The sequence below is a fragment of the Acetivibrio straminisolvens JCM 21531 genome (assembly GCF_000521465.1).
In the GTDB taxonomy this organism is placed as follows: domain Bacteria; phylum Bacillota; class Clostridia; order Acetivibrionales; family Acetivibrionaceae; genus Hungateiclostridium; species Hungateiclostridium straminisolvens.
Genome location: NZ_BAVR01000007.1, coordinates 17741 through 40868 on the forward strand (window position 1 = coordinate 17741; position 23128 = coordinate 40868).

Annotated in this window: 15 protein-coding genes and 6 pseudogenes; 18 read left to right on the plus strand and 3 right to left on the minus strand. The window is 38.0% G+C overall.

Going from position 1 to position 23128, the window contains the following annotated elements; translation table 11 throughout:
• The 14 genes and pseudogenes from gatB to JCM21531_RS03045 all read left to right on the plus strand — a co-directional run bounded on the left by gatB (position 1) and on the right by JCM21531_RS03045 (position 16102).
• Positions 1–1440, plus strand: coding sequence for an Asp-tRNA(Asn)/Glu-tRNA(Gln) amidotransferase subunit GatB (gene gatB / locus JCM21531_RS02980; RefSeq protein WP_038287329.1), 1440 nt, complete (start codon positions 1–3; stop codon positions 1438–1440).
• Positions 1441–1669: 229 nt separating this feature from the next.
• Positions 1670–2317: a tetratricopeptide repeat protein gene (locus tag JCM21531_RS02985; protein ID WP_243467131.1), complete on the plus strand. Its 648-nt coding sequence runs from the start codon at positions 1670–1672 to the stop codon at positions 2315–2317.
• Positions 2318–2576: 259 nt separating this feature from the next.
• Positions 2577–3574, plus strand: a pseudogene (pta, locus tag JCM21531_RS02990) (phosphate acetyltransferase).
• 86 nt (positions 3575–3660) lie between these two features.
• On the plus strand, positions 3661–4854 hold the full coding sequence (locus JCM21531_RS02995) for an acetate/propionate family kinase (RefSeq protein ID WP_038287251.1): 1194 nt from the start codon (positions 3661–3663) through the stop codon (positions 4852–4854).
• 204 nt (positions 4855–5058) lie between these two features.
• The gene (locus JCM21531_RS03000; RefSeq protein ID WP_038287253.1) at positions 5059–5562 is read left to right on the plus strand and encodes a YceD family protein; all 504 of its coding nucleotides are present in this window, start codon (positions 5059–5061) and stop codon (positions 5560–5562) included.
• Between the two features lie 107 nt (positions 5563–5669).
• Entirely contained in the window at positions 5670–5870 is a 201-nt protein-coding gene (gene rpmF, locus JCM21531_RS03005; RefSeq protein ID WP_038287256.1) for a 50S ribosomal protein L32, read from the plus strand.
• Between the two features lie 94 nt (positions 5871–5964).
• Positions 5965–7287, plus strand: coding sequence for a radical SAM protein (locus JCM21531_RS03010; RefSeq protein ID WP_038287258.1), 1323 nt, complete (start codon positions 5965–5967; stop codon positions 7285–7287).
• A 49-nt stretch (positions 7288–7336) separates the two neighbouring features.
• A pseudogene (gene der, locus JCM21531_RS03015) lies at positions 7337–8657 on the plus strand (ribosome biogenesis GTPase Der).
• Positions 8658–8662: 5 nt separating this feature from the next.
• Entirely contained in the window at positions 8663–9319 is a 657-nt protein-coding gene (gene plsY / locus JCM21531_RS03020) for a glycerol-3-phosphate 1-O-acyltransferase PlsY (protein ID WP_038287260.1), read from the plus strand.
• A 17-nt stretch (positions 9320–9336) separates the two neighbouring features.
• Positions 9337–10355, plus strand: a pseudogene (locus tag JCM21531_RS03025) (NAD(P)H-dependent glycerol-3-phosphate dehydrogenase).
• A 296-nt stretch (positions 10356–10651) separates the two neighbouring features.
• Positions 10652–12128 (plus strand): annotated as a pseudogene (spoIVA, locus tag JCM21531_RS03030) (stage IV sporulation protein A).
• 586 nt (positions 12129–12714) lie between these two features.
• Positions 12715–14091: a sugar ABC transporter substrate-binding protein gene (locus JCM21531_RS03035; RefSeq protein WP_038287262.1), complete on the plus strand. Its 1377-nt coding sequence runs from the start codon at positions 12715–12717 to the stop codon at positions 14089–14091.
• A gap of 162 nt (positions 14092–14253) precedes the next feature.
• A pseudogene (locus tag JCM21531_RS03040) lies at positions 14254–15233 on the plus strand (carbohydrate ABC transporter permease).
• On the plus strand, positions 15233–16102 hold the full coding sequence (locus tag JCM21531_RS03045; RefSeq protein WP_038287264.1) for a carbohydrate ABC transporter permease: 870 nt from the start codon (positions 15233–15235) through the stop codon (positions 16100–16102). Before JCM21531_RS03040 ends, JCM21531_RS03045 begins: the two are co-directional and overlap by 1 nt.
• A 402-nt stretch (positions 16103–16504) precedes the next feature.
• Here the strand turns inward: JCM21531_RS03045 and JCM21531_RS18850 are convergent, their stop codons facing one another.
• Positions 16505–16681, minus strand: a complete 177-nt coding sequence (locus tag JCM21531_RS18850; RefSeq protein ID WP_157833639.1) for a hypothetical protein — start codon at positions 16679–16681, stop codon at positions 16505–16507.
• Between the two features lie 181 nt (positions 16682–16862).
• Here JCM21531_RS18850 and JCM21531_RS20285 point away from each other — a divergent pair, with 181 nt between their 5' ends.
• The gene (locus tag JCM21531_RS20285) at positions 16863–17375 is read left to right on the plus strand and encodes a copper amine oxidase N-terminal domain-containing protein (protein ID WP_243467134.1); all 513 of its coding nucleotides are present in this window, start codon (positions 16863–16865) and stop codon (positions 17373–17375) included.
• Between the two features lie 35 nt (positions 17376–17410).
• Positions 17411–17920: an N-acetylmuramoyl-L-alanine amidase family protein gene (locus tag JCM21531_RS20290; protein WP_243467135.1), complete on the plus strand. Its 510-nt coding sequence runs from the start codon at positions 17411–17413 to the stop codon at positions 17918–17920.
• Between the two features lie 153 nt (positions 17921–18073).
• Here the strand turns inward: JCM21531_RS20290 and JCM21531_RS03055 are convergent, their stop codons facing one another.
• Positions 18074–18286, minus strand: coding sequence for a hypothetical protein (locus tag JCM21531_RS03055; RefSeq protein WP_038287266.1), 213 nt, complete (start codon positions 18284–18286; stop codon positions 18074–18076).
• A 246-nt stretch (positions 18287–18532) separates the two neighbouring features.
• Here JCM21531_RS03055 and JCM21531_RS03060 point away from each other — a divergent pair.
• Positions 18533–20913 (plus strand): annotated as a pseudogene (locus JCM21531_RS03060) (endonuclease MutS2).
• Between the two features lie 320 nt (positions 20914–21233).
• On the plus strand, positions 21234–22316 hold the full coding sequence (ytvI, locus tag JCM21531_RS03065; RefSeq protein ID WP_038287268.1) for a sporulation integral membrane protein YtvI: 1083 nt from the start codon (positions 21234–21236) through the stop codon (positions 22314–22316).
• A gap of 42 nt (positions 22317–22358) precedes the next feature.
• Here the strand turns inward: ytvI and sigK are convergent, their stop codons facing one another.
• Positions 22359–23069 (minus strand): RNA polymerase sporulation sigma factor SigK, encoded by a 711-nt coding sequence (gene sigK / locus JCM21531_RS03070; protein ID WP_038287269.1) that lies wholly within the window; start codon positions 23067–23069, stop codon positions 22359–22361.
• Between the last annotated feature and the right edge of the window lie 59 nt (positions 23070–23128).

Below are 23128 nucleotides of genomic sequence, written 5' to 3' on the forward strand. Positions count from 1 at the left end.
ATGGAATATGAGATAATTATTGGATTGGAGGTTCATGTTGAGCTTTCAACGAAATCTAAAATATATTGCTCGTGCACTACAGATTTCGGTGGAGAAGCAAATACTCATATTTGCCCTATCTGCACCGGTATGCCGGGAGTACTTCCTGTTCTTAATAAAAAGGTGGTAGAATATGCTGTAAAGGCAGGTCTTGCCGCAAACTGCAGTATTGCAGAATACAGCAAGCAGGACAGGAAAAACTATTTTTATCCCGACCTTCCTAAAGCATATCAGATTTCACAGTATGACCTTCCCCTTTGTCAAAACGGATATATTGACATCGAGGTGGAAGGAGGGGCAAAGAGAATTGGAATCACAAGGATACATATTGAGGAAGATGCCGGAAAGCTTATGCATGATGAGAATGAAACGGACACGCTGATTGATTATAACAGGTGTGGTGTGCCGCTTATTGAAATTGTTACCGAGCCTGACATGCGTTCGGCACAAGAAGCCAGGGCTTTTGTGGAAAGCCTTAGGAATATACTTCAATACATAGATATTTCTGACTGCAAGATGCAGGAAGGTTCGCTAAGAGTTGACGTAAATCTTTCGGTAAGGCCTAAGGGACAAAAGGAGTTTGGTACCAGGACGGAGATGAAAAACTTAAATTCCCTAAGGTCAATAGTAAGAGCAATTGAAAGTGAAGCCAAAAGACAGATTGAGGTTATTGAAAGTGGAGGAATCATCGTTCAGGAAACCAGACGATGGGATGACCAGAAGGGTATAAGTTATTCCATGAGAACCAAAGAGGAGGCCCATGACTATCGGTATTTTCCGGAACCGGACCTTATGCCGGTAGTTGTGGATGAAAAATGGAAGGAAGAGATAAAAAGGAGCCTTCCTGAGCTTCCCGATGCCAGAAGAAAAAGGTATATAAGTGGATATGGACTTCCCGAGTATGATGCCTCGATTCTTACAGGCTCAAAGGCCCTTGCCGATTTCTTTGAAAATGCGGCGGTAAAAAGCAATAATCCCAAGGCCGTGAGCAATTTTATTCTGGGAGATGTTTCGAGAATCCTTAATGATAAAGGGATGGAAGCAGAAGACATACCTTTTCCGGCAGAATACTTGGCAAGGCTGGTTAAGCTGGTTGATATGGGGACAATAAGCACAACGATTGCAAAAAAGGTACTAGAGATAATGTTTGAGCAAGAAAAAGACCCTGAGGCCATAGTGAAGGAAGAAGGGCTTGAAGTTGTAAGCGATGAAAAAGCCCTTATTGAAGTTGTGAAAAAAGTAATTTCAAATAACGAAAAATCGGTTGAAGATTACAGAAAAGGCAAGGATAAAGCTTTTGGATTCCTTGTGGGGCAGGCTATGAAGGAGACAAAGGGAAAAGCAAATCCAAAGTTATTAAACAAGCTTTTAAAAGAGGAACTTGAAAAGAAAAATTTATAAGTATGATGTATGCCATAAGTATTTTTAGTTTTTTTACGCGGGAGGTTTGATTATGAATAAGAATGCATTAACAAGATATATAGTTTGTACAGTGTTAATCTTTTTTGCTTTTTTACTTCACAAAACAGCGGGATATATACTTTTGTTTGCATTTCTCATTTTTACTTTATATATTGAGAGAAGTATTTTTTATCAAGTTTTTGCAAGCCGGGCTTATCGAAAGGGAGATATGGATAAAGCTATTAGCTGGCTTGAAAAGGCATGCAGAATTGCCAAAAGCAAACCGGCAGTAAAAATCTTATATGGATATTTGCTTCTTAAGAAAGGAAAGTTGGAAGAGGCCGAGAAGGTTTTTGAAGAGCTTTTGAATTCCGGTATTGACAATAACAGTATGTTGCAGGCAAAGTCCAATTATGCATTGGTACTTTGGAAAAAAGGAAAATTGAAAGATGCTGTAAAAATGCTGGAGGATGTATTTTCAAATTATAAAAACACAACAATATACGGAAGTCTCGGTTATCTTTTAATTTTGGACGGAGACGTGAACAAGGCTTTAAATTTCAATAAAGAGGCATATGAATATAATAGCTCGGATGCTGTTATACTTGACAATTTGGGATATACCTATTATAAAATCGGCAATATTAAAAAAGCTGAAGAAATATATCAAAAGCTTATTGGTCTTAATCCCTCCTTTCCTGAAGCATACTATAATTACAGCTGTGTGTTAAAAGATTTGGGAAGGATGGAGAAGGCGCTGGAAATGGCAACAAAGGCTAAAAGCTATAAATTGTCGTATCTGAGTAATCTAAAAGAGCAAGAATTGGATGACCATTTAAAGGAACTCAATGATTTGATTTCAATAAAGTCCAAATAATTGGAGAGGCTCTAAAAACGATGAAATAGCCTGCATTTAAGAGTAATGTGCCACTATTTATGATTAGAGGCGAAAAAAAAGATAGGTGGGTCTTGTATACAAAAAACATTTTGTATATAATTAGAGTGGCTCGGAACCCAGTAAAATAGCTGTTTATAGTGAGCAGGTATTATTACCTGGTGATAATATAATCGTTAATTGAATGAAATAAATATAAATTTCATGAAATAGCTTTGGTATTATGAAAGGAGAAGAATTTATGAGTTTTTTGGAACAGATAATTGAAAGGGCAAAATCAAACATCAAAACCATAGTTTTGCCGGAAAGTACGGATTTGAGGGTAATTAAAGCAGCATCCATGATAGTTAAAAAAGGAATTGCAAAAGTTGTACTTATAGGAAATGAAAATGAAATCAAGAATTTGGCTGGAGATATTGACCTTCAAGGAGTTATAATAGAGGACTCATATAACTCCGAAAAGTTGGAGGATTATGCAAATACATTATATGAGCTTAGGAAATCAAAGGGGATGACTATTGAGGCTGCAAGGGAAGCAATAAAGGATCCCCTTTATTATGGAGTAATGATGGTTAAAAAGGGCGAAGCGGATGGTATGGTGGCAGGTGCTGTCAATTCTACTGCAAATACTTTAAGACCTGCTTTACAGATATTAAAGACAGCTCCGGGGACAAAACTTGTATCATCCTTTTTTGTTATGGTTGTACCCGACTGCGAATATGGACATAACGGAACTTTTGTATATTCCGATTGCGGCTTGGTGGAAAATCCGAATGCAGAAGAGCTTTCCGAAATTGCAATATCTGCATCCAAATCTTTTGAGATATTGGTTGGTGCAGAACCTCAAGTGGCAATGCTTTCTTATTCTTCTTACGGCAGTGCGAAGAGTGAGTTGACCGAAAAGGTGATCAAGGCAACACAGCTTGCCAAGGAGAAGGCTCCGCAGCTTGCAATTGATGGAGAACTTCAGGTGGATGCCGCTATTGTTCCCGAAGTGCAAAGTCTAAAGCGAAAGGAAGCAATGTGGCAGGTAAGGCTAATGTTCTCATTTTCCCGGATCTTGATTCGGGCAATATTGCATACAAGCTTACACAGAGATTGGCAAAGGCTGAAGCATACGGACCGATAACACAGGGGTTGGCAAGACCGGTGAACGATCTGTCAAGAGGTTGCAGTGCCGAGGATATAGTTGGAGTTGCAGCAATTACTGCGGTTCAGGCTCAATACGTCAAGCCATAAATCCTGCACAAACTTTAAGTAAGCTGTTGTGCAGCGTTTAATAGAAATATAAATTTACAAAAAACAGAACAGGAGTGAGTTTTTAAATGAATATTTTGGTTATTAATACCGGAAGTTCATCACTAAAGTATCAGCTGATTGATATGACAAACGAGTCTGTACTTGCAAAAGGTGTATGTGACAGAATCGGTCTTGAACATTCATTTTTAAAGCATTCAAAGACTGGTGGAGAAACTGTAGTTATAGAAAAAGACCTGTACAACCACAGGCTTGCCATACAAGAGGTAATTTCAGCTCTTACGGATGAAAAGATCGGAGTTATAAAGAGCATGTCTGAGATTTCTGCCGTCGGTCATCGTATTGTTCACGGCGGCGAGAACTTCAAGGAATCTGCTATAATAGATGAAAATGTAATGAAGGCAATTAACGATTGCGTTGAGCTGGCTCCGCTCCACAATCCGTCAAATATAGTCGGAATTGAGGCCTGCAAGCAGATACTGCCTGATGTGCCGATGGTTGCTGTGTTTGATACGGCTTTTCATCAGACAATGCCAAGACATGCATATATTTATGCTCTTCCTTATGAGATATATGATAAGTATAAATTGAGAAAATACGGTTTCCACGGAACTTCCCACAAATATGTTGCCCATAGGGCGGCACAGATGCTGGGTAAACCCATTGAGAGCTTAAAGCTCATAACTTGCCACCTTGGAAACGGAGCAAGTATTTGTGCGGTGAAAGGCGGAAAATCTGTTGATACTTCAATGGGATTTACTCCTCTTCAAGGTTTGTGTATGGGTACAAGAAGCGGAAATGTTGACCCGGCAGTTATAACTTACCTGATGGAAAAAGAAAAAATGGATATTAATGATATAAACAACTTCCTCAATAAAAAATCGGGTGTGCTTGGAGTTTCCGGTGTAAGCAGTGATTTCAGGGATGTCCAGGACGCAGCTGAAAAGGGAGATGACAGGGCAAAGCTTTCATTGGATATTTTCTGTTATGGTGTTAAGAAGTATATAGGAAAATACATTGCGGTGTTAAACGGCGTTGATGCGGTAGTATTTACAGCAGGTATCGGTGAAAACAACGCTTATATAAGAAAAGAAGTTTTGAAAGACATGGACTTCTTCGGAATTAAAGTAGACTGGGATAAAAATGAGGTAAAAGGCATAGAAACCGATATTAGTGCTCCCGATGCCAAAGTTAAAACTCTGGTTATTCCGACAAATGAGGAACTGGAGATTGCAAGAGAAACTTTAAAGCTTATAAAATAAGAGTTTTAAAGTTTGCAAGCCTGTTTTTTCGGAAACAGGCTTGCCTTGTATTAATACGAGGAATATGTCAATAATATAAGAAGAAATTTTGAATTAAGATAATCAAAATTATTTTTGTTCTTGGTGCTAATCTATCACATAATTCTTGACATGTGAGTTATTAGTTAGTATAATAGTCCTTGTCGGTTTTAAGAGGTGACTTTTATGAGAATTGATATATCAAATATTTTGAAGCATAATGGAGCATCGCTGAAACTGGATTTTAGTGAGCCAATTAGGGTCAATGATTTTATTGCTGAGGATTTTGACTTTGACCAGCCGGTAAGTTTTAAAGGTACTTTAGTAAATGCCGGCGGGATTGTTAAGCTTGACGGTGAACTTTGGGCGGAATACAGGGCGAAGTGCTCAAGATGCCTGGGGGATATCGAGTCAAAGATGCATATTGCTGTAAAAGAGGATTTTATTGAAGAAGGCAGCGATAAAGCCGAGGAGGATTTTTATACATACCAGGGTAAGTTCCTTGAGCTGGATAAAGTAATTATAGACAATATAATATTGAATCTTCCAGTAAAGCAGGTTTGCGATGAGACCTGTAAGGGATATTGCCCGAAGTGTGGAGTGGATCTTAACAACAATGAATGCAAATGCATAAATGAAGATATAGATCCTAGGATGGAAGTTTTTAAGAAGTTTTTTAGCGAGAATTAATCAAGCTGTATAAAAGTTTAAACAGAAACAAAATCGAGTACCTTCGATGTGTACAAGATTTTATTTATACACAAGGTTTGTTGTATGGTGACGAGGAGGTGTAATTCATGGCAAATCCAAAGCGTAAATGGTCTAAAGCTAGAACAGGTAAGAGAAGGTCTCAATGGAAGTTATCAGCACCTAACTTGGTTGAATGTCCACATTGTCACTCCTTGAAGATGCTCCATAGAGTATGCAAAGAGTGTGGACATTATACAGTAAGGCATAAGGGTGAGCGCAAATCAATTGAGGTTCTCAGCGTAGAATAGAGTAAAAGCAGCAGATACAACTGCTGCTTTTTGCTTATAGTATATTTTATTATTTTTGAGCATACGTTGAAGTAAAGAATGGGGAGGTTTTGGGTTGGAGTACAGACCTATACCAATTAAAAGGGTATTGCCCGGAAGTATTGCGGAAGAATCGGACCTTCAGGAAGGAGACTTTTTACTATCCGTTAATGGCGAAAGAATAGGCGACATATTTGACTATAGGTTTTTAATTACCGATGAAAATCTGGTTCTTGAAGTACAGAAGAAGGACGGAGAAATCTGGGAAATAGAGATTGAAAAAGATGAGTATGAGGATTTGGGCATAGAATTCGAGAGTCTGATGATTGATGATGCCAAAAGCTGCAGGAATAAGTGCATTTTTTGCTTTATAGACCAATTGCCCAAAGGAATGAGAGAGACTCTTTATTTTAAGGATGATGACTCCAGGCTTTCATTTTTTATGGGAAATTATGTAACACTCACAAATATGAGTTACAATGATATAGATAGGATAATAAAATATAAAATGTCTCCCATTAATGTCTCGGTTCACACATCAAATCCGGAATTAAGGGTATATATGTTAAAGAACAAGACGGCCGGAGATGTGATGGATAAAATTAAGAGGCTGATAGACGGCGGGATAACGGTTAATGCACAGATAGTTTTGGTAAGGGAAGTAAACGACGGAAAAGAACTGGACAGAACCCTAGGGGATCTTAGTGCATTATACCCGGGTTTGAACAGTGTTTCAGTTGTTCCTGTAGGCATTACAAAACACCGTGATGGTTTATACAAGCTAAAGCCCTTTGACAAAGAGTCGTCCCGGAAAGTTGTCGAGCAGGTCGAAGCTTGGCAGAGGGAGCTTCTTTCAAGGTGCGGGTCAAGGATAGTTTTTCTTGCGGATGAGTTTTATATTATGGGAGAACTTGATATGCCGGATTATTGCGCTTACGAGGACTTTCCCCAGATAGAAAACGGTGTAGGCCTTATTGCAATGTTTAAGAAGGAATTTGATGATTACCTGGAAAAAGTGGATTTCAAATCCGAAAAAAAGAGAGAAGTTGCTATAGCGACCGGAGTTTCTTCTTATAAATATATAAAGGAAATGATAGATATTCTTGAAAGGAAATATGAAAATTTGAGTATTCATGTTTATAAAATAAAGAATCGTTTTTTTGGAGAAAATGTTACTGTGACCGGGCTTTTAACAGGACAAGATATAGCAGAACAGCTTTTGGGGAAAAATATAGGGGAAGAACTTTTGATTTCGGAATCCATGTTAAGGACCGGTGAGAAGGTATTTCTTGATGATTATACTGTTGGAATGCTTGAAGATAAATTAGAAACAAAAATAGGGATAGTTAGCAATAATGGAAAAGACTTCATTGAAAAAATTCTAGGAATAGTTTTATAATAATATGGTTTGATTTTTAACTATTTTGAAACATATGGAGGGAGATAAGTTGTCAAAGCCTGTTGTTGCGGTAGTGGGAAGGCTAATGTGGGCAAATCGACTTTTTTTAATTATCTTGTGGGAAAAAGAATTTCTATTGTGGAAGATACACCGGGAGTTACCCGTGACAGAATATATGCTGAAGTGGAATGGAGAAACAGGAAATTTACACTGATAGATACGGGCGGCATAGAGCCATATTCTGAGGATATGATAATGCAGCAGATGAAAAGACAGGCTGAGATAGCTATTGAGACAGCAGACGTCATTGTATTTATGGTGGATGTAAAAGACGGGGTTACCGCTTCGGATAAAGAAGTGGCAACTATGCTCAGGAAAACTCAAAAGCCTGTTATATTGGTTGTCAATAAAGTGGATCAGATTGGAGAACCTCCGGCAGATGTCTATGAGTTCTACAACCTGGGTTTTGGCGAATTAATGACCGTTTCGTCTATTCATGGACTCGGGATGGGGGATTTGCTCGATGAGATATTCAAATATTTCCCTGAGGAGGATCCCGAGGATTACGATGAAGATGTAATAAAGATTGCGGTGGTGGGAAAGCCCAATGCCGGTAAATCCTCTCTTATAAACAGAATTGCCGGGGAAGATAGAGTTATTGTAAGCGATATCCCGGGTACAACAAGGGATGCCATTGACACATATATTGAAAACGAGCACGGTAAATTTGTTTTTATTGATACTGCCGGTATTAGAAGGAAAAGCAAGATTAATGAAAAAATTGAGAAGTATAGCATTATAAGGTCATGGACAGCAATTGAAAGAGCGGATGTTTGCCTAATATTGATAGATGCAAAAGAAGGTGTTACCGAGCAGGATACCAAAATAGCCGGGTACGCTCACGAACAGGGGAAGGCTTCTGTTATAGTGGTGAACAAGTGGGATTTGGTGGAGAAGCAAACCGGTACTCTTGAAGAGTATAGAAAAAAGGTCTATGAGAAATTGGGGTTTATGCTTTATGCTCCGGTAATCTTTATATCGGCTATGACCGGACAAAGGTAGATAAAATTTATGGACTCATAAAGTATGTGGCAGATCAAGCAGCTATGAGAATTACCACTGGAGTGTTAAATGACCTCCTGAATGAGGCAACTGCTATGGTTCAGCCTCCGTCTGACAAGGGAAAAAGACTCAAAATTTATTATATGACTCAAGCTTCTGTCAAGCCGCCTTCATTTATTCTTTTTATAAATAATATGGAGCTTATGCATTACTCCTATGAGAGGTACCTCGAGAACCAGCTTAGAAAGAGTTTTGGATTTGAGGGTACTCCGATAAAATTCATATTGAGGGAAAAGGAAAGGGAGTGATTGCGTTGGCTTGGCTGGTATTGAAGATTGTTTTGGCTGCATTGGCGGGATATCTTTTAGGGAGCGCAAATACATCACTTATTGTCGGAAAATTTTACGGTGTGGATGTGAGAAAGCACGGGAGCGGAAATGCCGGCATGACTAATACTCTGAGGACTCTTGGAAAGCTTCCGGCTTTGCTTGTAATTGTAGGGGATATGCTAAAGGGTATTTTGGCATGTATTATCGGGTATTATATTTTCAAAATTAGTTTTAATAGTTTTAATATGCCGGAACTTAAATTTGCCGTAGAACTTGACAGAGTTGGGGTGTTTTCCGGCGGCTTGGGAGCAATATTGGGCCACAACTGGCCGCTTTATTTCGGTTTTAAAGGCGGAAAAGGTGTATTGACTACTTTTGCCGTGATACTTTTCGCAGGGCCATATCAGGGACTAATTCTCTTGGGTATATTTTTGGCAGTAGTTGCATTGACTAGATATGTGTCCCTGGGCTCAATAACTGCTGCATTATGTTTTCCTTTTCTGGCTGCCTTTATGGAAAAAGAAATAATATATACTTCATTTGCGGTTTTTGTATCTCTTCTTGTTATAATCAGGCATCGATCCAATATTGCAAGACTATGCAAAGGTACTGAAAATAAGCTTGGTGCAAAAAAAGAATGAGTAAGGGGAGACTTAATATGATTAAAAAAATATCTGTAATTGGTGCGGGAAGTTGGGGTACTGCTCTGGCAGTGTCTTTGGCCAACAACGGTATAAGCGTTAACATGTGGTCCGTTTTTGAAGATGAGATTAAGATGCTGAGTGAAAAAAGAGAACATGTACATAAGTTGCCGGGAGTTGTTATTCCGGAGAATGTCACATTCACTTCGGATTTGGAGAAAGCTGTGCATGATGCTGAGGTGCTGGTTTTAGTGGTACCTTCTCAGACGGTCAGGCAGACTGCAAAAGATATATCCAAATATATAAGAAAAGATATGATAATTGTGAGTTGTTCTAAAGGATTGGAAGAAGGAACAGGGCTTAGAATGTCCGAAGTAATAGGCGAAGAAATAAAGGATGCAAAGACTGTTATCTTGTCGGGTCCTAGCCATGCTGAAGAAGTGGGTAAAGGAATACCTACGACAGTTGTTGCAGCATCTTGTGATATCAAAGCGGCAGAGCTTGTTCAGGATATATTTATGAGTCCGGAATTCAGAGTGTACACCAATTCGGATGCCGTGGGAGTTGAGCTTGGGGGAGCCTTGAAAAACGTAATAGCATTATGTGCCGGGATATCGGACGGTTTGGGTTTTGGGGACAATACCAAAGCTGCACTTATGACCAGAGGGATAACCGAGATTTCAAGGCTGGGGGTTTCCATGGGAGCCAATCCGCAGACCTTTGCCGGGCTTACGGGCATAGGAGACCTTATTGTAACCTGTACCAGCATGCACAGCAGAAATCGCCGTGCCGGAATCTTAATCGGACAGGGAAAATCTCCTAAAGAAGCTATGGATGAAGTAAAAATGGTTGTTGAAGGTGTTACAACCACAAAAGCCGCCTATGAACTTGCACAGAAGAGAAAGGTGCCGATGCCTATAACTTTTGAAGCATATGAAGTATTGTTTAATGGCAAGAAGCGAGACAGGCGGTGTCCGACCTTATGATGAGAAACAAGAAAAATGAGGTTGAGGAATTAGATGCAAAATGGCTATGATTAAGGGATTTTTTAAAACTCTAAGAATTTGACAAAAAAAGTGAGCAGATTAAAAGACAACTGCTCACTTTTTTGTCCTTTTTGTAATAATAGAAGAATACAGACAATATATTTATATTGATAAGAATACTAGTACTCAAAACTTAAGATGCGTTTCTTAATGCTAAATGATCAATAAAAGCTCATATAGCATTTATGAAGGCGCAAAAAACGGTATTACCGCAATACTTAAGCTTAAGTTTCGAGTGAAAAAGTTGATAGCAGTAGGTTTAAATAAAAGTAAGGAGGGCTTGCGGGTGGAAAAATATAATATATACCAGCAAATAGCAGAAAGAACGCAGGGAGATATATATATAGGTGTTGTAGGTCCGGTGAGAACAGGAAAGTCCACATTTATTAAAAGGTTCATGGACTTATTGGTTATACCTAATATAGAAAATGAATTTTCAAGAGGAAGAGCAAAGGATGAACTCCCACAAAGTGCTTCTGGGCGTACGATAATGACCACGGAACCCAAATTTGTTTCCAATGAGGCTATTAAAATTGAGCTTGATGAAAATGTTCAGTTTAAGGTGAGGCTGGTAGATTGTGTCGGGTATATGGTGAAAGGTGCCATTGGCCATATGGAAAACGATGTGCCCCGTATGGTGTCCACACCTTGGTTTGATGAGCAGATTCCGTTTGTTCAGGCTGCTGAAATCGGCACCAAGAAGGTTATCAACGATCATTCTACCATTGGTTCGTAGTTACAACCGACGGCAGTATAACCGATATCGAGAGAGAGGACTATGTTGAAGCCGAAGAACGAGTTGTTAAGGAATTAAAGGAGATCAACAAGCCTTTTGTAATACTTTTGAATTCGGTAAATCCGTCGAATCCTGAAACAGAAATTTTGAGACAGGAACTCGAAGCAAAGTACAATGTTCCGGTGATAGGCACCAATTGTGCACAGCTTAGAATCGAAGACTTAAACAACATAATGGAGAGAGTGTTGCTTGAGTTCCCGATAAGCGAAATTGGAGTTAATATACCCAAATGGATAGAATCCCTCGATGAAAGTCACTGGCTTAAGGTTGACATGATAAATGCGGTGAAAGAGGTTTTCAGCGGAATTACCAGAATTCGGGAGATTAAAGGGAGCGTAAGCAGGTTTGATCAATATGAGTTTATAAAAAGGGCTTATATCGACAGTATAAACCTTGGCTCGGGAGCTGCTTATGTGGAAATTAACGAGCAGGATGGACTACTTTATCGCATATTAAGTGAAGTCACCGGACTTGAAATCGATGGCGAACACAGGCTCATATCGCTTTTGACGGATCTCGCAAAGGTAAAGAAAGAGTATGACAAGGTTCAAGAAGCCCTTAATGAGGTTAAACTTAAAGGATATGGTATAGTATCACCCCAGATAGAAGAGATGTCTCTTGAAGAACCCGAAATAATAAAACAGGGAAGCCGTTTTGGGGTTAAGCTTAGAGCAAGTGCACCTTCAATACATATGATAAGGGCAGATATTGAAACGGAAATAGCACCTTTGGTGGGAACGGAAAAGCAATCCGAAGAATTGGTTAGCTACCTTCTTAAAGAGTTTGAAAGTGAGCCGGAAAAACTATGGCAGTCAAATATCTTTGGAAAGTCCTTGCATGAATTGGTAAGCGAAGGACTTCAGAACAAACTTTACAGAATGCCTGAGGATGCACAGCTAAAACTTCAGGAGACATTACAGAAAATAATTAACGAGGGAAGTGGAGGCTTATCTGTATTATTCTGTAATCCAAATAATAAAAGTAAATAAAATAGTCATTGTGAATCCTGCAAAGTGCTGCCATATAGATGATATTATGGAAGTGCTTTGCTTGTTTTGCCAAAAAACAACATAAAAATAAACAATATAGAAGTTTTTGATGTGCTGACAAAAATAAATAATCAAAAAATATGCATTAAAATAAAAGAAAATGCATTAAAATTATAGAATAAAGACATAAAGTATGATAATATATATAAAGCGAGCAGATATTGTTTGTACAAGAAATTAATCTAAAAAAATTTACAGTATAGCTACATAATCGACATGCCAATAAATAACAACAATGAATTTTTCGTTGCTCCAAATCAGGCAAAGTATCGGTATTAGCCAAATAGAATATCTTGAACATCAGGATATTTTAGCCTGACCAGTAAAATTAATACAATAAGTCAAAAAACGGACGTAGAACAAGCAAAATGATGCAATTCGAGCTATAACGTAACATTTTCACTAAAAATACTAATTATTTCATGTTGTGTTTTTTAGATTAATTTATAATATAATTTATTGTATAAGCAATATCTTAATTATCATTAAAGGGGGAACAAAACTATGCTCAAAAAGGTAATTGCATTAATGTTGGTTGCTGTTATGGCTTTAAGTCTGGCAGCATGTGGTGGAGATGAGCCTCAGACATCTCCAGGACCAGATCAAAATCAAACTTCACCAGATTCAAACGCTGGTGGCAATAAGGAACCAGTAACATTGACACTTTGGATTATGCCTAACAGTAACACTGCAGACCAAGACTTCTTGAATGCTATTAAGCCATTCACTGATGCTAATCCACATATCACAGTTCAACCTACAGTTGTTGACTGGGGTGCAGCTTGGACTAAGATCACAGCTGCTGCTACAAGTGGAGAAGCTCCTGACCTTACTCAGTTAGGTTCAACTTGGACAGCTGCTATCGGAGCAATGGGTGCATTGGTTGACCTCAACGGAAAAATCGACACAAGCGTATTCGTTGATTCAACTTTGCAGTCAGCTGGTATCAGAGGTACAGAGCAAATTTACGGTATGCCTTGGTTTGCTGAAACAAGAGCTCTCTACTACAGAACAGATGCAGCTGAAAAAGCTGGTGTAAATCCTGAAACAGATTTTGCAACTTGGGACAAATATAAAGAAGCTCTTAAGAAGCTCAACAATATCGAAATTGACGGTCAGAAATTGCCTGCATTGGGTATGCCAGGTAAGAACGACTGGAACGTTATCCACAACTTCGCATGGTGGATTTACGGTGCTGGCGGAGACTTGATCAGCGAAGATGGCAAAACTGCTACATTCGCAAGTGAAGCAGCACTTGAAGGTATCAAATTCTATTCAGAACTTGCTGTTGAAGGTTTAATGGATAAGCCTTCACTCGAAAAGAACACTTCCGATATTGAATCCACATTCTGCAGTGGTGGATATGCTACATCATTCATGGGTCCTTGGGTTATCTCAACTCTTAAGAGAAACAAAGCTGAACAAGGTATAGATCTTGTTGACAAAGTAGGAGTTACTATGATTCCAGAAGGACCAAAAGGAAGATACGCATTCTTGGGTGGAAGTAATATTGCTATATTCAAGTCATCTAAGAATCAAGAAGCAGCTCTTGAACTTGTTAAGTACTTGAGCACTAAAGAAGCTCAGGTTGCATACTCAAAAGTTACTAACATGCTTCCAACTGTTAAAGCTGCTTACGAAGATCCATACTTTGAATCAGATGCTATGGTAAAAGTATTCAAGGATCAGTTGCAATTTGCTAAACACTATGCATCAATTCCTGGTTGGGCTCCTTCAGAAACTTACTTCCAGCAGGGTCTCAGCAAAATCTGGGATAACGCTATGGGAATCGAAGGTGCATACAGCTTCGAAAAGACTAAAGAAATCGTAAAAGAAGTTGAAACACAGGTTAACAAAGTATTGCAGGATAGCGCTCAGTAATACAAGTAAGCATGAAATAGCTTTTATAAATAATTACTTGTAAAGAGTATCTAATAAAGTTAATTGAGTTTAGTGCAGGGCAGAAATGCTCTGCACAGACTCAATACTTTTATTATATTCTATATTGTCAAAATGCTATAATAATTGTGGGAGCTTGATTATATGGATATTCAATTGAAAAAATCTACTATAGGGGTTAAAGAAAAAAGGTCTAGTTATCTGTTGTATTCGATAAAGCAGAATTTATTTGCATATGCTATGCTAATACCTGCTTTTGTGGCAATGATGTGTATTCACTTTATTCCTATGATTCAGGGAATATATATTTCTTTTCTGAATCTCAACATGATGACTATGACTAAGTTTCTGAATGCACCATTTATTGGTTTTCAGAATTACTATGAGGTTCTTTTTGATCCGGACAGCTTAATTAGGACAGGTTTCTTGAATGCACTTAGAAATACTGCTATTTATACAATTGTAGTTACCTTTGCAACATTTGCCTTGGGAATTATATTGGCTATGTTGGTTAACAGGGAATTTAAAGGTAGAGGTATTGTAAGGACTGCGCTTCTTATGCCTTGGGTTGTACCTTCATATGTTGTTGGTATAGTATGGGGCTTTTTATGGAGACAAGATTCAGGTTTAATAAATATTATTTTGCATGACATTCTGCATATATTGCCCGAAAAGCCATATTGGTTGCTTGGACAAAATCAGATCTGGGCAATAATATTGCCTACCATCTGGAGAGGTCTTCCTCTTTCGATGATTTTGATGTTGGCTGGTTTGCAGAGTATATCTCCTGACTATTATGAAGCGGCTGATATTGATGGCGCTAACGGTTGGCAGAAGTTCTGGAATATTACTTTGCCGTTGCTTAAACCTATTCTTGCCATCAACATCATGTTTTCTTTGATTTCAAATATTTATTCTTACAACATCGTTGCTATGATGTTTGGTAATGGTGCCGGTATACCGGGTGACTGGGGAGATCTTCTGATGACAAACATTCATAGAAACTCATTCCAGTTGTGGCAATTTGGTCCTGGTGCGGCAGCTTGATGATTGTTATGTTCTTTGCGCTTGGCGTGGTTGCTTTATGGTATGCATTCTTTAAAGATGATTTGGTGGTGAAGTAATGGCGAAAATAGGTTATTTTGAATCAATGAAAAGAAAAAAGAAAATGAAGAATGCCCTTTCTAATATAGTTCTTGCTATATTGGTGGTATTATCTCTTGGGCCAATAGTATTTATGGTATTGACATCATTAATGAACCATAGTGCCATCGCAACAGGTAAATGGATTTTACCTACTCGTTTTTCAAACTATGTTGAAGTGTTTCAAAAACTCCCTTTCGGAACTTATTTTAGAAACAGTCTCATTGTGTGTGGATTTGTTATGGTTGTAGCACTGGTTATAGCAACGTTGGCTGGATATGCATTGGCTAGGTACAAATTTCCGGGTTCGAATTTTTTTGGTATTCTTATTCTCTCGACGCAGTTACTTCCAGGAATGATGTTTTTGCTTCCTCTTTATCTTGATTTTGTTAAACTTAAGGAAGCAACTGGAATACAGTTGACAAACTCAATTCCCGGACTTGTTATAGTGTATTCTGCGTTTTTTGTTCCTTTTAGTATTTGGATAATTAGAGGATTTTTTGCATCTATACCCGGCGAGCTTGAAGAAGCAGCCAGAATAGACGGATGCAATAAGTTTTCGGCATTTATAAAAGTAATGCTTCCTTTGGCCGTTCCTGGAATTGTTGCAACAGCAATATACATTTTCCTGATGGCTTGGGACGAGTTGCTTTTTGCATGGGTTCTCTTGAAAGATGCCGAAGTAACTACTATTCCTGTCGGTATCAGAGCCTTTATTGCATACACAACTGCAAGATATGATTTATTGATGGCAGCTGGTAGTATAGTAACTGTTCCTGTACTCATTATGTTCTTCAGTATGCAGAAGAAGTTCATTAGCGGTATGACAGCCGGAGCAGTTAAGGGTTAATACTTTGATTAATTATAATGGCCTGAGTGTTTGTGCCTGTATGGGGACAAATTAAAAAGCAGTATTTGCTTTTGATAATTTTAAGAGAAAGAATTAATTTTATTTGAAATATGACTTATATTAAAATAAAAAGCTTTAATTAATTTTATCTGGGCTTTGGCGAAATCTGATTTTGTCGAAGCCTAAACTTATTTTACGGTTAGGGAAATAGTTTGAAATTATTTTAATTGAGTATTACAATATATGTTGTGGTTGAATAAATGAAATTTTGGAAGAAAAAAATTGAAAGACCGGGTGTTGAGACTTGAATGCGGATTTAAGTATTTCATATTCAATTGCAGTGTTTATTGTAGTACTGTTGGCGGCTTCTATTTTAAATCTGTTAAAAGAGCATTATATATTTCAAATTACGGGAATAGCTTTTCTTTTTATGATAGGAATCATTAGAATGACATCAACTATTTTAAGCAATTCTGTTGTTTCACTATCGCAGCTGTATTTTTCTTTGCTTCCCATTCTTTCGGGAATTGGAGCATGTCTTTTTTCCATGTCCCTTGGTTTTTGGGTATTTCCAATCATTAGAAGAAAATTCAAAGACTGAGCAACAACCACTTTTTCGAAAAAACACTTTATGTTAACTTATTTCTTATGTATCTTATTTTTCCTTAGAATAAATTACATAGAGGAAGTTTGAGTTTATTTATAGAATTATTATGTAAACCTGATATAATTGAATCAAAGGAGAGAGAGGAGGGGAGTCGTGAGAAAGTTAGCATTTTTGCTCGCTGTATTAACACTAGTATTACTCGTAGCAGTTCCTAGCTTTGCTGCAAGTGGTGAGTATTATTCGGGGTATTGGGCTGTTACCTCAAATGCATTTATAGCTGTGGACGGAAAGGTTTTGACTCTCGAACGAAATCCTGTGGTTATCGATGGAAGAATTCTAGTGCCTGCAAGAACTACTTTTCAGGTATTAGGAGTAACGACCGATTGGTATCCTTCTTATGGAGTAATAGAGATGTCAAAAGGCAGTAAGTCCATTACAATGAGCATAGGGAATAAAGTGGCATATACGGAACGTTCTATAAAGTATATGGAAGCGCCTCCTGTGCTTGTCAATGGCACGGTTATGGTCCCAATTAGATTTGTCGCCGAAACCTTCGGAGAAAATGTAGGATGGGATGCGAAAAATGAGGTGGCTTATATCGGAAATAAACCGGCAGAAGTGCCTTCAAGAAGTGGACTTAAGCTAATAGAACATACAAAGTCGTAATAGATGCCGGTCATGGGGGAAGCCAATCAGGGGCTGTGTACGGAGGAGTAAAAGAAAAAGATTTGAATCTGGATATTGCGAAGAGGCTAAATGCTTTGCTGAAAGCTGAAGGTATAAAAACATATATGACCAGAGAAAATGATGCAACGGTAAGTCTGTATGCAAGATCTGCTCTTGCAAACAATGTAGGTGCGGATTTGTTGGTAAGCGTGCATAACAATGCCGGAAACAGCAAGACTTCTGGGTCCATGACATTATATCATCCTGACAGCAGCAAAAAAAAGGGAAATCTTACTGCTTATGAGTTCGCACAAATAGTACAGAAGAACTTGAATAAGACATTGAAATCAAAGGATATGGGAGTTATTCAAAGACCAAATCTGGCAGTATTGAGAACATCAAACATGCCTGCGGTGATTGCAGAAATAGGCTATATGACCAACAGCTCGGAGCTTGCAAAACTGAAGACAGATTCCTATAAGCAGCAGGCCGCAGAAGCCTTAAGAAATGCCGTACTTGAAAGCCTTGAAAAGATGTATAAATAAAAATTTCCTGTGAATAGATTATTTAAGTAAAGAATAATTAATTATCGGTCCGCAATACTAATCAATAGTGCTTTTCGATTAGTATTGCTTTTTTATTTGGCTTCTTGGAATGAAATGAAAGAGAAAAGTGAAGGGACTCGATGTTCCGAGCTTTTATTGCAGCATATACATGAAGCTGGTGATATTTTCATGGAGAAGATCCGGGTCCAGCTTTCCGCTTTCAGCATCCTTATACAGACTTATATACGCCTCACGAGCCCTTCTTATATGTTGCTTTTTGTTTATAGGCCAGTCCTGGCTTTCCTCATATGCTTTTATCTCGTCAATGTAGGATTTAATTATTTCAAGCTTTTTTTCATTTGTCATATGCTAAAACCTCCTTAAGGTTTTATAAAATATATATAAAGGCTTATCCATTTATAGGTTTTTCGTTTTAATATTTAATTATTCAAGGCAAAGTTTTCTTTAATATATAGTGTTTTGTAAAAAAAATTTAATTCAAAAGAATTTATTGGGGAATTGTTCCAAGTTATAACTTTCTTTTAAGGCAGACATATTTGTGTTATAATTATTTGATGTAAATAAAGCATAAAAATATGAGGTAAGGAATAAATGAACGAGAAAACGCTTAGAGTATTGGAGTTTGATAAAATAATTAACAAACTGGTAAGTCTTACAGCATCTCCTTTGGGGAAGGAACTGGCAGAGGCGCTGGTGCCCGATACAGATTTTGTAAGAGTACAGAAGGCGCTAAAAGAAACCAGTGATGGTGTCACCTTTATTGCAAGAAGAGGAAGCCCTCCCATGGAGGAATCCATGATATACGAAACAGCCTTAGGAGAGTTGAGATTGGGGCGGTTTTAAGTCCCGGAGAGCTATTAAAGACTGCTGATATTTTAAGAACTGTAAGAAATCTTAAAAGCTATGCAAGCGATGACAGAATCAAGACAGATGAAGACAATACGGTAAGTGAGCTTATAAGATGCCTTGAATCCAATAAACGGATAGAGGACAGAATTTACATGTCAATATTGAGCGAGGATGAAATAGCCGATAATGCGAGTCCGACCCTTGCAAATATAAGAAGACAGATACGCAATGCACAGGAGTCAATAAAAGACAGGCTCAATGACATCATAAGGTCGTCAAAGTATCAGAAGTATATTCAAGAGCCTATAGTTACCTTAAGGGGCGATAGATATGTTATTCCGGTCAAACAGGAGTACAGGTCTGAAATACCCGGACTTATACACGATTCGTCTGCCAGCGGAGCGACTATTTTTATTGAACCAATGGCAGTTGTTGAAGCAAACAACAACATAAGAGAGCTCAAGATTAAAGAGCAGGCTGAGATTGAGAAAATATTAAGCGAATTAACCGAGGAAGTTAGAGGAATTGCTGATTTTTTAAAATCCAATGTTTCCATTCTCGGACTGCTGGATTTTATATTTGCCAAGTCAAAATTCAGCCTTGATTATAACTGTGTTTGTCCGGTGCTTAACGATGAACATAAGATATTAATAAAAAAGGGTAGACATCCTCTTTTAGACAGAAAAACCGTAGTTCCCACCGATTTCTGGATTGGAGAAGATTTTAATACCCTTGTAGTGACCGGTCCGAATACAGGAGGAAAAACAGTTACTTTAAAAACTGTGGGCCTGTTTACCCTTATGACGCAGGCAGGTCTCCACATTCCGGCAAATGAAGGAACCGGAATGAGTATTTTCAAAAAGGTTTATGCCGACATTGGGGATGAGCAGAGTATAGAGCAGAGTCTTAGTACTTTTTCCTCACATATGAAGAATATAGTTGGAATACTAAAAGATGTGGACGAAGATTCCCTAGTCCTGTTTGACGAGCTTGGTGCAGGAACAGATCCCACTGAAGGTGCGGCCCTTGCAATGTCAATACTTGAGTATTTAAGAAATAAGGGCAGTACTACGGTTGCCACCACTCATTACAGCCAGCTCAAGGTGTATGCCGTTACCACAAAGTTTGTGGAAAACGCCTGCTGTGAGTTTAATGTAGAGACATTGAAGCCTACTTACAAGCTTTTGATTGGAGTTCCCGGAAAAAGTAATGCCTTTGCCATATCCAAAAGACTTGGGTTATTTGATGATATTATTGAGAGGGCTAAAGAGTTTTTGACAAAAGACGATATAAAGTTCGAAGACATGCTTATGTCAATTGAGAAAAATTTAAGTCAATCGGAAAATGAAAAGATGAGAGCTGAAAGCTACAGGCTTGAGGCTGAGAAGCTGAAAAAAGAGCTGGAGCTGCAAAAAAAGAGGCTTGACGAAACCAGAGAGAAATTCCTACAGGAGGCGAAGGCAGAAGCAAGGAAAATCCTTCTTGAAGCAAGAAGAGAAGCGGAAGAAATTATTTCAGAAATGAAAAGGCTCGAGCAGGAAGCACATAACGAGCAGAGGCAAAAGGAAGCGGAAGCAATGAGACTCAAGCTTAAGAGAAAGATTGATTCCATCGAGGATATACTGGCTGCACCCCTTGTGCCGAGGAACACTTTGGTAAAGCCTCCGGAAAACCTGAAGCCGGGAGACAGTGTTTTGATTGTCAACCTAAACCAGAAGGGAACAGTCATCACTCCTCCTGACAAAGATGGAGAAGCAGTGGTGCAGGCAGGAATAATGAAAATAAATGTTCACATATCAAATTTGAAACTGGTGGATGAACAGAAAAGCGTGCTAAACAGCTCCGGTATGGGCAAGATAGGCGTATCAAAGACCAAAAGCATATCAACAGAGATTGATCTTAGAGGGTACAACTTGGAAGAGGCTATTGAAAGTGTTGACAAGTATTTGGATGATGCGTTCATTTCCGGGCTTAAAGAAGTGTCTGTTATCCACGGCAAGGGAACCGGAATACTGCGTAGCGGTATACAGAAGTATTTAAAATCTGACCCCCGGGTTAAATCTTTCAGGCTTGGGAAGTACGGGGAAGGAGAGTCGGGAGTTACAATAGTCGAACTTAAGTAATGTAATTATTATCCTGGTATTTTATAGTGTTATGGCATGTTGAACACAAATTGCGGTGTGTGCAAAATAGAACATGCAAATATGTTGACAATCATATGTAAAATAAGGTATTTTATAATTAGTTCGACAAACGTATATTTTAGTTTAAGTGCTTGTAGATTCCAGTAGATGCAAGCACTTTTTTAATTATTTTCTTCGTATTTATTTCCATCAAATAAAAAATCCCTTGCATTATGTTGAAGTGTTTAATATTATATAAGCAAAAGAATGTTATATTTTGCAGATAGTAATATTGTAAATTTTAAAATAGGAAGGGTATTATGGATAGAAGAGTAAAACTTGTTATAAAATTAGTCCTTATTTTTGGGGGGACAATTGTCGGAATATTGCTGGGACTTAAGCTTGCAATTTATTTGGCACCGTTTCTTATTGCATTTGCCATATCTTCTTTGATAGAGCCTGTAATCCAGTTTCTTATGAAAAGGCTAAAGTTCAGAAGAAAATTTGCTGCGTTGGTGTCATTACTTTTGGTCTTGTCGATTATAACAATATTGCTCCTTATGTTGTTCTCAAAACTTTATAAGGAAATAACAAGCCTTTCAAACACTCAGCCGGAGTTTTTGAAAGAAGCGTATCAAAACATATCAAATTTGATAAATAGAGGATTGAACATTTATTTTGGTCTTCCCGGTGAGGTCACCGCACAGATTTCAAATATGGTTTCGAATCTTTCCAATTCCATTTCCAGTGTGGTGGATTCTTTTGTGAAAGGGATTTACAACACGGCGGTATCCATACCTCAGATGGTGATATTTGTACTTGTGACAATTCTCTCAACATATTTTCTTTCCGGTGACAGGGACAGAATTTATAGTTATATCAAAAATAATTTGCCGGAAACATTTTTAAATAAAATAATAAGTATAAAAGACGATACATTTATGGCCTTGTTTGGATATTTTAAAGCGCAGCTTATACTAATGGTGATTACTTTTTGTGAGCTTTCTATCGGGTTAACGATAATTGGAGTAAAACGCTCTGTTTTGCTTGGTATGGTTATCAGTTTTATAGATGCTTTTCCCGTCCTTGGTACGGGCGGTGTATTGGTTCCTTGGGCAATATATGAGTTTCTAACCAAGGACATTAGGATGGGAGTATCACTTTTGATTTTGTATATTATAGTACTTGTTATAAGGCAAATGATAGAGCCAAAAATAGTTGGACATCAGATAGGACTCCATCCTTTGGTGACATTAATGTCGATGTATCTTGGAATGAAGTTCTTCGGTTTGCTCGGGCTTATTTTAGGTCCTATTGTAGTATTGATTGTTAAAAATATCATATCGGGAATGATGAAGCAAAGGAGCCTAAAAGAGCTGATAAATGATTTCAATAAAAAATAAAGGTGTAAAAGGCAACGAACGTAATATATGTCTTTTTGATAACTATTTACAGCCTTCAGATTTCAGCTCTTTTCCCAATTTTTTTATCGCCTTTTTTTCAATTCTCGAAACATAAGACCTTGATATTCCTAGCATTTTTGCTATTTCCCTCTGGGTCTTGCTTGTGCCGTTTAAGAGTCCGTATCTAAGCTCTAGAACCATTTTCTCCCGGGCTTTCAATACATCTTTCATTTTATTGTAGAGACGTTTCACTTGCATTTTAAGCTCTACTTCTTCAACTACTGACTCTGATTCGTTGCCGATAACGTCAATGAGAGCAATTTCATTTCCGTCCCTGTCAACTCCTATAGGGTCCTGAAGGGAGACTTCGCTTTGATTTTTTTTAGTGGAACGGATGTGCATTAAAATTTCGTTTTCGATGCACCGGGCTGCATAAGTTGCAAGTCTTGTACCTTTTTCATGGTTGAAAGTTGAAATGGCCTTTATTAATCCGATGGTTCCGATTGAAATTAAATCATCACTGTCACTTGTGGTAGAGTTGTACTTTTTTACTATATGGGCAACAAGTCTTAAATTCCTTTCAATAAGTATATTTCTTGCTTCTTCATCTCCTTTTTTAAGAAGATTTAAATAGTGTTGTTCTTCCTCAGCGCTTAAAGGCTGGGGGAATGAATTTACATTGGAAATATACCCTAATAGAAAAAATATATTATTTAGTATCTCTAGAATTGAGGAAATCAATATATATAGCAAGATAAGGCACCTCCAATAAATTGGCTACCTTATAAGTATATGTAGCAAAAATATTTAAG

What these genes read in the sequence shown, in the direction of transcription:
- gatB (WP_038287329.1), top strand. Translation starts at nt 1, where the DNA reads ATGGAATATGAGATAATTATTGGATTGGAGGTTCATGTTGAGCTTTCA.
- JCM21531_RS02985 (WP_243467131.1), top strand. Translation starts at nt 1,670, where the DNA reads ATGGATAAAGCTATTAGCTGGCTTGAAAAGGCATGCAGAATTGCCAAA.
- JCM21531_RS02995 (WP_038287251.1), top strand. Translation starts at nt 3,661, where the DNA reads ATGAATATTTTGGTTATTAATACCGGAAGTTCATCACTAAAGTATCAG.
- JCM21531_RS03000 (WP_038287253.1), top strand. Translation starts at nt 5,059, where the DNA reads ATGAGAATTGATATATCAAATATTTTGAAGCATAATGGAGCATCGCTG.
- rpmF (WP_038287256.1), top strand. Translation starts at nt 5,670, where the DNA reads ATGGCAAATCCAAAGCGTAAATGGTCTAAAGCTAGAACAGGTAAGAGA.
- JCM21531_RS03035 (WP_038287262.1), top strand. Translation starts at nt 12,715, where the DNA reads ATGCTCAAAAAGGTAATTGCATTAATGTTGGTTGCTGTTATGGCTTTA.
- JCM21531_RS03045 (WP_038287264.1), top strand. Translation starts at nt 15,233, where the DNA reads ATGGCGAAAATAGGTTATTTTGAATCAATGAAAAGAAAAAAGAAAATG.
- JCM21531_RS18850 (WP_157833639.1), bottom strand. Translation starts at nt 16,681, where the DNA reads ATGATTGGAAATACCCAAAAACCAAGGGACATGGAAAAAAGACATGCT.
- JCM21531_RS03055 (WP_038287266.1), bottom strand. Translation starts at nt 18,286, where the DNA reads ATGACAAATGAAAAAAAGCTTGAAATAATTAAATCCTACATTGACGAG.
- ytvI (WP_038287268.1), top strand. Translation starts at nt 21,234, where the DNA reads ATGGATAGAAGAGTAAAACTTGTTATAAAATTAGTCCTTATTTTTGGG.